The sequence below is a fragment of the Achromobacter sp. Marseille-Q0513 genome (assembly GCF_018195695.1).
Lineage (GTDB): Bacteria > Pseudomonadota > Gammaproteobacteria > Burkholderiales > Burkholderiaceae_B > Achromobacter.
The window spans coordinates 24,702-35,556 of the sequence record NZ_JAGTJY010000043.1; the positions used below are offsets into that span (position 1 = coordinate 24,702).

Annotated in this window: 11 protein-coding genes; 6 read left to right on the plus strand and 5 right to left on the minus strand. The window is 69.6% G+C overall.

The annotated features are described in order from the left end of the window. The first annotated feature begins 264 nt into the window (after positions 1-264). From KDH83_RS11575 to KDH83_RS11600, 6 genes are all read left to right on the plus strand, one after another. On the plus strand, positions 265-1,140 hold the full coding sequence (locus tag KDH83_RS11575; protein ID WP_212315709.1) for an NAD(P)-dependent oxidoreductase: 876 nt from the start codon (positions 265-267) through the stop codon (positions 1,138-1,140). 66 nt (positions 1,141-1,206) lie between these two features. Beyond that, positions 1,207-2,172, plus strand: coding sequence for a tripartite tricarboxylate transporter substrate binding protein (locus tag KDH83_RS11580; protein WP_212315711.1), 966 nt, complete (start codon positions 1,207-1,209; stop codon positions 2,170-2,172). Between the two features lie 37 nt (positions 2,173-2,209). Beyond that, positions 2,210-2,881 carry an RraA family protein gene (locus KDH83_RS11585; RefSeq protein WP_212315712.1) on the plus strand — a complete coding sequence of 224 codons (672 nt, stop codon included), beginning with the start codon at positions 2,210-2,212 and terminating at the stop codon, positions 2,879-2,881. A gap of 2 nt (positions 2,882-2,883) precedes the next feature. Further along, the gene (locus tag KDH83_RS11590; RefSeq protein WP_212315714.1) at positions 2,884-3,930 is read left to right on the plus strand and encodes a hydroxyacid dehydrogenase; all 1,047 of its coding nucleotides are present in this window, start codon (positions 2,884-2,886) and stop codon (positions 3,928-3,930) included. A gap of 174 nt (positions 3,931-4,104) precedes the next feature. Beyond that, a complete protein-coding gene (locus KDH83_RS11595; RefSeq protein ID WP_212315716.1) occupies positions 4,105-4,773 on the plus strand; it encodes a GntR family transcriptional regulator in 669 nt (222 codons plus the stop codon). A 31-nt stretch (positions 4,774-4,804) separates the two neighbouring features. Beyond that, the gene (locus KDH83_RS11600) at positions 4,805-5,548 is read left to right on the plus strand and encodes a 4'-phosphopantetheinyl transferase superfamily protein (protein ID WP_212315718.1); all 744 of its coding nucleotides are present in this window, start codon (positions 4,805-4,807) and stop codon (positions 5,546-5,548) included. Between the two features lie 77 nt (positions 5,549-5,625). Here KDH83_RS11600 and KDH83_RS11605 read toward each other — a convergent pair whose 3' ends face one another. The 5 genes from KDH83_RS11605 to KDH83_RS11625 form a co-directional block, all read right to left on the minus strand. Further along, positions 5,626-6,834 (minus strand): hypothetical protein, encoded by a 1,209-nt coding sequence (locus KDH83_RS11605; RefSeq protein WP_212315720.1) that lies wholly within the window; start codon positions 6,832-6,834, stop codon positions 5,626-5,628. A gap of 72 nt (positions 6,835-6,906) precedes the next feature. Further along, on the minus strand, positions 6,907-7,923 hold the full coding sequence (locus tag KDH83_RS11610) for a hypothetical protein (protein ID WP_212315722.1): 1,017 nt from the start codon (positions 7,921-7,923) through the stop codon (positions 6,907-6,909). Positions 7,924-7,969: 46 nt separating this feature from the next. After that, positions 7,970-8,620, minus strand: a complete 651-nt coding sequence (locus KDH83_RS11615; RefSeq protein WP_212315724.1) for a hypothetical protein — start codon at positions 8,618-8,620, stop codon at positions 7,970-7,972. 73 nt (positions 8,621-8,693) lie between these two features. Next, on the minus strand, positions 8,694-9,275 hold the full coding sequence (locus KDH83_RS11620) for an SMI1/KNR4 family protein (protein ID WP_212315727.1): 582 nt from the start codon (positions 9,273-9,275) through the stop codon (positions 8,694-8,696). Between the two features lie 110 nt (positions 9,276-9,385). Beyond that, a partial coding sequence (locus KDH83_RS11625; protein ID WP_212315729.1) for a hypothetical protein occupies positions 9,386-10,855 on the minus strand: 1,470 nt, incomplete at its 5' end.

The following is a 10,855-nucleotide window of genomic DNA, read 5'->3' on the forward strand; positions in this document are numbered from 1 at the left end:
GGCGCGACGCCCGCCGACCAGGCCGCCGTTTCCAATCTGCGATCCCCCCTCCCTGCGCCGGCCCCGGTTGGCGCCCGCATGCCTGCGCGCCGAGACCGCGCGGGGCTGCGCCAGCGTCCCCCGCCATTTACTCCCGCTGCGGTGCCGGATCTTTTTTGTGTTTTTTTTGTATAAATAGAATCCGATACCCAAGGGAAATCCCCAATAAACACTGGCATCGCCCAACGAGTACAAAGCCACTATTGTATTTTTTTTGTACTTTTTATGAAAATCGCACTCCTGGGTTGCGGCGAAGTCGGCTCCTGCTACGGACAAGCCTGGACCGCCGCCGGCCATCACATCATCGGCATCTGCGAACTGCGCGACGACGAGGCCATGCGCGCCCGCGCTACCTCGCTGAACGCCGCCCTGCACGCCGAACCGGGCCCCTGGCTGGCCGAGGCCGACATCGTGGTGTCGGCGGTCTACGGGCATAGCGCCTCGGCCGTGGCGCAGGCCTGCTTCCCTTTCCTGCGCGTGGACGCCGTCTACGCCGACTTCACCACCGCCAGCGCCGCCGACATGCAGGCCGCTGCCGGTGCGGCCCGGGCGCGCGGGCTGGCCTTCACGGACGTGGCCATCATGGGCGCCATCGCCCTGCTGGCCGAGCGCACGCCGCTGCTGTGCGCCGGCCAGGGCGCGGACCAGGTGATCGCGCTGGCCGCCAGCGGCGGCGCGCCGGCCCGCGCCATCGACGGCGCACCCGGCGACGCCGTGCGGCTCAAGCTGCTGCGCAGCATCATGACCAAGGGCATGGAAAGCCTGGCCGTGGAATGCCTGGTCGCCGCCAACGCCATGGGCCTGCGCGCCTCGCTCTACGAGGTGCTGTCCGACATCGACCGCACGCCGCTGACCACCTTCATGGACGCCTTCGTGCGCTCGCACGTGGACCACGCCGGGCGCCGCCACGCCGAAGTCCGCGAAGCCCGCGACCAACTGCACGAAGCCGGCCTGGAGCCGCTGGTGCTGGACGGCGTGGAGCGCCTGTTCGCGCGCACCGCGCGCCATCTGGAAGCCGCCCGCGCCCAGGGCGGCGTCGAAGTCGAAGACACCGTCCCCGCGCGGCTGGCCTGGCTGGAGCAGCTGGCCCGCCAGCGCTGAAGGCCCCGCGCATCGAATCCCGGCCGCAACGCGCGGCCGCACTTCTAAAAACACAAGAGGAAGACAATGAAACGCATCAAGACGCTCATCGGCGCCGCGCTCCTGGGCGCCTGCGCCGCCGCTTCGGCCGCCGACCTGGGCAAGGGCCCCATCACCATCATCTCGCCGTTCCCGCCCGGCGGCGGCACCGACACGCTCACGCGCATGATCGGCAGCGCCATCGCCGAGGAAACCGGCTGGAACATCGTCGTGGAAAACAAGCCCGGCGCCGGCGGCAACCTGGCGCTGGACGCCACAGCCCGCGCACAGCCGGACGGCCACACGCTGGTCATGGCGCAGACCGACAACATCGTGCTCAACCCCTGGCTCTACAACAAGCTCAGCTACGACACCTTCAAGGACTTCAAGCCCGTCGGCCCGGTCGCGTCCTCGCCCAGCGTGTTCGTGGTGCTGCCCGAGTCGCCCTACAAATCGATCGCCGACGTGGTCAAGACCGCCAAGGCCAAGCCCAACTTCATCTCGCTGGGCATGCCCGGCGTGGGCGGCACAGGCGACCTCACCGGCTACCTGTGGCGCCAGGCCGCCGGCATCGAGCTGATGCACGTGCCGTATCGCGGCTGGGCGCAGGCCTATCCCGACCTGGCCAGCAACCGCATCGACATGTACGTAGGCTCGGTCGCCACGCTGCTGTCGCAGATCCGAGGCGGCAAGGTCCGCGCGCTGGGCGTGGTGGCGACCGACCGCTCGCCCGCCCTGCCCGACGTGCCCACCTTCGTGGACAGCGGCTATCCCACGATCAACCAATCCATCTGGTGGGGCCTGATGGCGCCGGGCAAGACGCCCGACGACGTGGTCGCCACGCTGAACCAGGCGCTGCGCAAGGTGCAGGCCAAGCCCGAGCTGGTCAAGAAGCTGGAAGACGCCGGCTACACCGTGATGAGCGGCACGCCGGCCGACCTGGCGCAGCGCCATCGCGCCGACCACGACGTGTTCGGCAAGGTGGTCCAGGACGCTGGCATTCCCAAGCAATGACGCGGATGCGCATCAACACCGACAAGACGGAAGCAGCATGAACGGATTCCAGATACATACACGCACGCGCGCGGTCGCGCCGGACCTGGCGGAACGGTTCCGCCGGATTCCGGTGGCCAATATCAGCGACTGCATGTCGCGCATGACGGCCGGCGGCCCGCGCCTGCGGCCCATGCACGGCGGCGCGGTCATGGCCGGCCCGGCGCTCACGGTCCGCACCCGCCCCGGCGACAACCTGCTGGTGCACAAGGCGCTGGACCTGGCGCAGCCGGGCGACGTCATCGTCGTCGACGCCGGCGGCGACCTGACCAATGCCATCATCGGCGAGATCATGACCAGCTATGCCCGCTCGCGCGGCGTGGCCGGCATCGTCATCAACGGCGCGATCCGCGACTGCGGCGCGATCCGGCAGGGCGACTTCCCCGTCTACGCCGCCGGCGTGACCCACCGCGGCCCCTACAAGGACGGCCCCGGCGAGATCAACGGCATCATCGCGCTGGACGGCATGACCATCGCGCCCGGCGACCTGATCCTGGGCGACGATGATGGCGTGCTGGCGATTCCCTGCGACCAGGCCGAGGCGCTCTATCAGGCCGCCCAGGCCAAGCACGAGGTCGAGGAACGGATGCTGGCCGACATCGCCGCCGGCACGCTGGACACCTCGTGGATCGACGCGCGCCTCAGGCAGCTCGGCTGCGCGGGGGTCTGACGATGACAGCGCCCGCACAGCATGCGTTCACGGTCGCGCGGCTGGACTTGTGGATCGATCCCGTCTTCGACGCGACCATCCAGGACGACGCCGCGCTGCGCCTGTCCGTGCTGGCGGCCGCCGCCGAGGATGCGCGCACGGCCGATGGCCTGGCGCAGGCGCGGGCTTATCACGTCAGCGCCGCCAAGGACGAGGTCCCGCGCCGCTGGCAGGTCACGCCTGACCTGCTCGCGGCCTGTCCGCGACTGCTGTGCGTGTCCTCCGGCGGCGCGGGCTACGACACGGTCGATGTCGCGGCCTGCACGCGAGCGGGCGTGGCCGTGGTCAACCAGGCCGGCGCCAACGCGGCCTCGGTCGCGGAAATGACCTATGCGCTGCTGCTGTCGCTGGTCAAGCGCCTGGACGAATCGGGCGCGGCCCTGCGCGCCGGCACGGCCCGCAGCCGCGAAGCGCTGATGGGACGCGAGATCGAGGGCCGCGCCCTTGGCCTCATGGGCATCGGCGAGATCGGCCGCCGGGTGGCGCGCATCGCGCAGGGCTTCGGCCTGACGGCCATCGCCTGTGATCCGCTATTGACCGCCGAGGAAATCCGCGCGCGCGGCGCCGAGCCCGTGGACTTCGACACCCTGCTGGCGCGGGCCGACATCGTCAGCCTGCACTGCCCGCTGGACGACGCCACGCGCGGCCTGATGGACGCGCGGGCCTTTGCCCGCATGAAGCCGGGCGCGCTGTTCCTGTCTACGGCGCGCGGCGGCATCCACGACGAAGACGCGCTGCTGGATGCGCTGGACAGCGGCCACCTGGCGGGCGCGGGGCTGGACGTGTGGCGCGTCGAGCCGCCCTCGCCGGCGTCGCGGCTGCTGCAACACCCCAACGTAGCCAGCGCCTTCCATACCGGCGGCGTCACGCACGAAGGCCGCCGCACGGTGGCGGCGGGCGCCGCGCGCCAGATCTCGCAGATGCTGGCCGGCATCCGGCCCGAGCGCCTGCTCAATCCCGACGTCTGGCCCCGGTTCCTGGAACGGCTGGCGCAGGCCCAGGACGGCTGACGGCGGCAGGCCACGGGCAGCACGCCAACGATGGGCGGATCGTCGGCGCAGGGACGGTTGCGCATGAAACGGCTGCCGAGGACAGATCGCCCTCGCCCCGCTGGACACCTCCAGTCGCGGACCGCACCCGCCGTCCGCTATAGTCCAGTCTTTGGATGACACGCCTGCCTCACCATGTCCAACGCCAGCGATCACGTATACGGGGAACTGCGACGCCGCCTGATGGCGGGTTCCTTCCTGCCCGGCGAGCGGCTGCGCGAAGAGCACATCGCCGCCGAGATGTCGGTCAGCCGCACGCCCGTGCGCAACGCCATCGAACGGCTGATCGCCGACGGCCTGGTGACGCGCGAGGAGCGACGCGGCGCCGTGGTGCTGGGCTGGCAGGACCGCGACATCGACGAGGCCTTCGAGCTGCGCATGCTGCTGGAACCCTACGCCGCCGGGCTGGCCGCAAGCCACGCCAGCGACGCGCAGATCGAGGAACTGGAACGGCTGAACCAGTCCATGCAGGATGCGGTCCGCTCCACCGCCGCCGATCGCGTGCAGCAGGTCCAGCAGCTGAACAACCAGTTCCACCACAAGCTGCTGGAAGCCGCGCAGTCGGCGCGCGTGCGCACCATGGTCGAGAACCTGCTGGACATGCCGATCATCATCGGCTCGTTCTATTTCTACGGCGACGACGACATGCTGCGCAGCGTCGAGCACCACCGGCAGATCATCGCCGCGCTACAGGCGCGCGACGCCGAATGCGCCTCGCTGGCGGTGCGCTTTCACCTGGCGGCCACGCATCTGCTGTTCCGCAATCACCGCAAGGGCAAGGCGCAGCCGGCGGCGGCGGAGTAGCGCGCCCGCACGAGCCGAAATCGCCCCGATCATGTCCGACCACACAGGCGCCCAGCCTTCTGCCCATGGCGGCGCCCTGGCATGGGGCGCCACCCCGGCCGTCCTGCATGCCCTGGCGGCCGAGGACATTCCGCTGACGCCGGACGAACGCGCACGGGCGAATGCCTTCGCGCACGACGCGGACCGACGCGACTTCATCGCCGCGCACCGGCTTGTCCGGGCCCTTGCCGCCTCGATCATCGGCGTGCCGCCCGGCACGATCACCCTGCTGCAACGCTGCGACACCTGTGGCGGGCCGCATGGCCGCCCCGTCCTGCCCGACCATCCATCGCTGCATATCAGCCTGAGCCACGCCAAGGGTGTCGTCGCCGCCGCATGCGGCAACAAGCCGGTAGGCATTGACATGGAAAGATGGCACCTGTCGCATCCGGATCACAGCGACCTGGATTACGCGCTCGCCCCCGCCGAACGGCAGCGGCTCCAATCCATGGCCGCGTCAGACACCGAGACTGGCGCGGCCATCACGCCCGCCGCGCTGGCCTTCCTGCGGCTCTGGGTGCGCAAGGAATGCCTGGTGAAACTGGGCCGGATCACGCTGGACCAGCTGGACAGCGTGGATTTCTCTGCCTTCATGCAAACCGAGTCGGTCGCGCAAACCGCCGTGGCGCACTTCGAGCACCAGGGCCTGCGCTACTCCGAATGGCTCGATCCGGAACTGAGGGTCGTGGGCACGGCGGTCGGCGACGGCCCTTTCGATATCCATCAGTTTCGTTAAGGCTCCCGCTGCGCGGGCCAGCCCCGGCGCGCGGCGGCCCCGGCGGCCCAGCCTCCCGACAATGCCCGATTGCCGTCCTAGTAGTCCCGCGCCGCATCGAACCAGCGCTGCGCCTGCTCCTCGGTCACGCCCAGCCGCAAGGCCGAATCCCCCTGGCTGAACTGCCAGACGGCCTCGCCAATGTCGTCGCGCTCAGAGGTCTCGATGCCCTTCATCTGGTTGAAATGCGCGGCGAAGGCCGTGATCGCGGCCTGCGCCGCCTTGATATCCGCCGCGCTGTCGAGCGCGTCCCGCGCCGCATCGTAGGCCGCGTTCGCCGCTTTGGCCTGACGGCCGCTCCAACCCGAGAAGGGCCGCCCGTACTCGCTTTGCCACCAATCCGGCTTGCGCAACTGGCTGACCGAGGCATGGCTGGTCCAGGCCCGCTGCTGTCCACGCGCCTTCATCTGCGCCCTCAGCCGCTTGCCGGCGGCCTCGTCGACGTTGTAGGCAATGAAGCGGTCCAGCAGCGGCCAGCTGTCCAGCGGCGGCAGGCCCTGCAGGTCAGGCGTGAACCGGATTTCCAGGGCTCGCAGACGAGGCAGCCGCAACAGCGCGTCCCAATCGGCGAAACGGCCCCACAGCATGAGCTGCGTCAGCGCCGGAAAGCGCTCGATGCCTTGCAGGGAAATCGCCTGTCCCATCGGCCCGCCATGGAGCGACAGCGACGACGCCTGTTGCAGCAGACCCAGGTCGGGCAGGACATAAGGCGCCATGCCTGGCCGGCGGCCCGGCGTGGGCGCCAACGTCAGCGAACCCGGCGGCTCGCCGTCGGCGGTCAGGCGCGACAGATCGCCCAACAGGTGCAGCGCGCAACCCGGCGGCAGCGTCATGTCAAGATGACCGCCGCCTTCCTCCAGGCGCAGCTGCAAGGTCTGGATCCGCGCGGCGCCGGCGTCGACGCGGCGTGCATCGCCGAATGCCGGCGTCCAGCTGAATTGCTCGATGGGGCGACGCTCGGACCAGCCGATGAAGCCGGCGTCATTGCCGTGATAGCCGATATGGCGCGGCCACGGCGATCCCGCCGGCGTGGCATAGGGATCGAACGCCGGCCAGTGGATCGCCGCGTCGGGCGCGACGTGCAGATCGGCCTTCTTGCCCATGCCGGCGGGTCCGATGACCAGATCGCCGCGTCCCGCTTCCCGGATGAGCACATGACTGCCCGGTTCCGTCAGGCCGAGCGCATAGCGCCCGGCATCGCTCACGGAACCCTCAGGCTGATCGGATACGTCCATGACTGCGGACATAGATTGCTCCTGGTGATGTTAAGCATGCGACCCGGCGCAGGCCGGCGGCACTCGACGCCCTGCTCGACGCCCTCACAGCGTCATGACCGGCTGGTCTTCGATGCGGAAGAACAAGGCGCGCGGCCCCAAGAAGTCCGATCCCTCCAGATACTCGAACTCCACGCGCTGACCCGGCTCGGCCACCGGCCCGAAGTGCTCGACCCGGTACATCAGGCCCCCGATGCGATAGTTGTGAACCAACGTGGAAACGTTCGAGTTGGTCGTGCGCAAGCGATAGGTCACGACTTCCTCGACCAGGCCGCGCACGCCGTGCTTGTACCGCGCGCGCTTGAGCCTGGGACTGCGCATGCCCAGCACGAGTCCCAGCAGGAAAAGAAAGCCGGCAAGCAGGATCAAGGGGCTCCAGAACAGGCTGCCGACCAGCACCGCCAGGGCGACCACGTAGAAGAACTTGCGCAGACTCAGTTCTTCATTGCGCACGGCCTCGCGGTCGGCATCGCTGATTTCCTCGACCGAATTCCAGACTTGCGTGCTCATCGGATATTCGGCGCGCAGCAGCACGGGCGGCGTGTCGGGCGACAGCGTCAGCAGATGCAGCCGCACGGGCAGGTCAGTCAGCGCCGCGGCCGCCAAGGGCCGGAAGCCATCGCGGGTGTCTCTGGACACCTCGTTCCAGAACGGCAGGGCCACATTCACGCGCTGCTCGCCAAAGGCGTAGCAGATGCCGGGCGACTCGGCCGGGCCGAAGCCGGTCAGATGGCCAGCAACGATCTGCTTGGGCATGCGCCCCTTCAAGACCTGATTGAAGCGACGCCAGGCGCGCGGCAGCTTCAACAACCTGCGCCCGAGAAACACCGCAAAGGCCCCCATCGCCGCCGTGCACAACAGGATCACCACGCCGTCGCCACTGATCAGCAAGCTGCGGTCGACAATGACCAGCACCACGAACAGGACCACGCTGCTCGCCAGCAGCAGGAACATCAGGCCGGCGAACACGGCCGTCAGCGCTCTGCCACCGCGGCTGCGGCGCAGCAGCAGGATGTCCTCGTCGGACAGGGGTTCTTCCGTGACTTGCAGGGTTGCGCTCATGCTTGCCGTCATCTCCTTCTCAAAACGCGTCGCGCCACGATCGCGCTCAATAGATTCCGTAGGGAACCTCGACCGCCAGGGGCTTGCCGCCCTGGGCCGGACGCAGCGCATAGGCATGCACCATGCCGTCGTCGCTGGCCAGCGGCACATCCTTGCGCGTCACGCTGTAACGCTGGCCATCGAGTTCCAGCGTGCGCGGCGCCACCGCCCGGGCCTGGGCGGGCAGCAGCAGGCCGCCCAGCTCGTCGGCCATGTCCGAGAATTCGTAGTCGAGCAAGGCGCCCTCGGCGCGCAACAGCTGCACGCGGGGCCGGTACGGCGCGGCGTCCAGGTTCCAGCCGTTGACCAGATCGGTGATCCACGGGCCCGGAATGCCGTAGTTGCTGTCCAGCTCGGCCTCGCTGATCTCCGGCCCGACCACGACCAGGCAGCACACGGTCTTGCCGGCCTGGTAGTCGTACACCGCCCACTTGCCGCCCGCGGCAACCACGCCGGGCAGCATCGAGAAACGGTATTGCTGATTGAACTGCGCATCGGACACCTTGCGCCAGGCGCCGACGGCGGGCGGCTGCGCCGAAGGCGTTGCCGACGACGCGGGCGCCTGCGCCGGTTGCTGTGCCGGTTGCTGCGCCTGGCACGCCAGCGTCATCAGCATGCCCGCGGCCAAGGCGGCGACTTTGCTCGGTAAACGGATCATGTGTGGTCTTGGGCGGTTTGAAGTGTTTCGAGGGATGTTGGTCAAGCAAGGGATCAGCCGGCGTCCCGCCGCGCTACCCCGGCAACTTGCCCTGCTTGCGCGTCGCGCGCTCAGCCAATCGCTGCGCCATGTCCTGCTGGCGCTGCATCAGCTCGGCGATCTGCTCGGCATACAGGTCGGTCAGGTCGCCTTCCAGCGGCTCCGGATCGGTCATGTCGTCGATCACCACGACCGTTCCCGCCTGATCCACGCCCCAGATCCGGCTGCCGTCGCCCACGATCTTCAGCACGGGCAGGATGCCGGGCAGGCCGGCCTCGGCCAGCTGGCGCTGCTGCGCCGCGATGCTGGCCCATTCAGGCAGTTCCGGCGCATCGATGCCCAACAGCACCAGGCCGCGCCAGAAGGTCCAGGCGGGGCCGACCTCGAATTCCTTCGCATGCGGCCAGACTTCCTCGCGCGCCATCACGCACAGGCCGTTGGCGCGCTGACAGAAGGCCGCGAACGCCGCCGGCAGCGGGAAGCCGACAGCAGCCTCCAGGCTGTATATCGCCTGCGCGTCGGGCGCGGGCGCGGCCACGACCTCGAAGTACTCGGTGTCAACGGGATCCAGGATATCCCACATGCGTTCATGAAACTGTTCGGCGGTCTGGGTCATGCAGGCTTCCTGAATCAAAGAAAAATACCGGCTCGCCGCGCGGGCGGGAACCTTGAAGGCACGCCACTATATCGCTGATCGCGGCGGCCCGGCGAACACCGACGGACGCGCTATGGCGTCCCCGACGCCAACAGCGCCTTGGCGGCCTTGGCGGCGGCGGACCCACCGGCAAAGCCCGCCAGCCAGCCGCGCAGGTCCGTGTCCGTCACAGGCTGCGCATGGCGCAACGACTCATCCAGCAGCACCGTCAGCAGCGCCCCGATGCCGCGCGCCTTGGGGTCCAGGCGCGGCAACAGCTTGCCCAGCACCGCGATGACGGCCGCGGGCGCGAGCGTCGCCGCGTCGGTGAAGGACTCCGCCCAACGCGTCAGGACGATGGCGGGCGCGCAGGCGGCGTAGGCCTGTGCCGCTGCCGCCGCGTCCACGCGGCCCGGGATCGCGGCGGCAAACACCTCCACCGCCTGCGCGCGCACCCCGGCCTGCTTGGCCGCCATGCCCAGGGCCAGCAACTGGGCCGTTACGGAATGCCAGGCGCCCGGATGCGTGGCCAACACGCGCAGGATGGCGGCCGCGCGGTGTTCGGCATCGTCGCCCGCCGCGACATTCATCAGGCCCAGATTGGCGGCCGTCAGCGGCAAGGTCGACGCCGGATGGGCCAGGCCGAGTTCGGCGCAGACCAGCGCATGGGCGTCTACGCCGTCGTTGTAGCGCAGCGGGCCCGACGGAATCAGCGCCGGCTGCGTGGCCGAAGGCGCTTCCATGGGCTCCGCTTGGATCTCGGGGTGCCACCACACCCATTGCGGAGAGCCATCAGCCTTCAAGGTTTCCGACCCACGGCTGTGCCACTCGATCCGCAAGGTGTCGGTGATCTGCGGCCATGCGCCGCCGGTGGCCTCGACCACGCGCGCGCGCTGTTCGGCCGGCACGCGCAGCAAGGCCTGGGTCAGATCCACCGGGAACGGCGCGCCGCTCCCCTTGCCCGCCTCGAAACGGGCCAGCAGGACATCGGCATCGACCCAGCCCTGCGTGTCGGTGGGCGTGGCCAGCAGCGGACGGCGCGACGCCCTGCCCTGCACGATCCCCGCCACCTCGCGCAGCCGGGTGATGAAGCTGGGCAGCATGGTGGTTTCCTCGGCGCTGGGCAGCGCCTTGGGTTCGCCCACGTTCTCGCGCACCCACTCGCCATCGACCTGCCGGCTCCTGGTGTTTTGCCAGTACTTTCGAGGCAGGAACGCACTCGCGGGATCATGCGCCGCCAGCAGCAGCGCCGCCGCGTAGTGCTGCTCGTCGCGCTCGGCCAGGTAGCGCGCCCGCTTCGCCAGGGGCGCGACCGTGGCCGCCACCTGCCCGGACGTCGCCAGCCAGGCCAGCGCCAGCTCGAATTCCAGCGCGTCGGCGGACGCTTCCAGCAGCGCGGCGTAGCGCTCCTGGGCGTCCTCGTCGGTCCAGGGGCGCAGCGGCCCGGGCGGCGGCAAGCCGGGCAGCGCGTCGGACGAAGGCTGGGCATCACCGCCCGCCGTCAGCCCACCCCCTGCCGCGCCCCCGGCCTCGGCGTCCGGCAGCATGGCCGCCCCCGCCGG

What these genes read in the sequence shown, in the direction of transcription:
- KDH83_RS11575 (WP_212315709.1), top strand. Translation starts at nt 265, where the DNA reads ATGAAAATCGCACTCCTGGGTTGCGGCGAAGTCGGCTCCTGCTACGGA.
- KDH83_RS11580 (WP_212315711.1), top strand. Translation starts at nt 1,207, where the DNA reads ATGAAACGCATCAAGACGCTCATCGGCGCCGCGCTCCTGGGCGCCTGC.
- KDH83_RS11585 (WP_212315712.1), top strand. Translation starts at nt 2,210, where the DNA reads ATGAACGGATTCCAGATACATACACGCACGCGCGCGGTCGCGCCGGAC.
- KDH83_RS11590 (WP_212315714.1), top strand. Translation starts at nt 2,884, where the DNA reads ATGACAGCGCCCGCACAGCATGCGTTCACGGTCGCGCGGCTGGACTTG.
- KDH83_RS11595 (WP_212315716.1), top strand. Translation starts at nt 4,105, where the DNA reads ATGTCCAACGCCAGCGATCACGTATACGGGGAACTGCGACGCCGCCTG.
- KDH83_RS11600 (WP_212315718.1), top strand. Translation starts at nt 4,805, where the DNA reads ATGTCCGACCACACAGGCGCCCAGCCTTCTGCCCATGGCGGCGCCCTG.
- KDH83_RS11605 (WP_212315720.1), bottom strand. Translation starts at nt 6,834, where the DNA reads ATGTCCGCAGTCATGGACGTATCCGATCAGCCTGAGGGTTCCGTGAGC.
- KDH83_RS11610 (WP_212315722.1), bottom strand. Translation starts at nt 7,923, where the DNA reads ATGAGCGCAACCCTGCAAGTCACGGAAGAACCCCTGTCCGACGAGGAC.
- KDH83_RS11615 (WP_212315724.1), bottom strand. Translation starts at nt 8,620, where the DNA reads ATGATCCGTTTACCGAGCAAAGTCGCCGCCTTGGCCGCGGGCATGCTG.
- KDH83_RS11620 (WP_212315727.1), bottom strand. Translation starts at nt 9,275, where the DNA reads ATGACCCAGACCGCCGAACAGTTTCATGAACGCATGTGGGATATCCTG.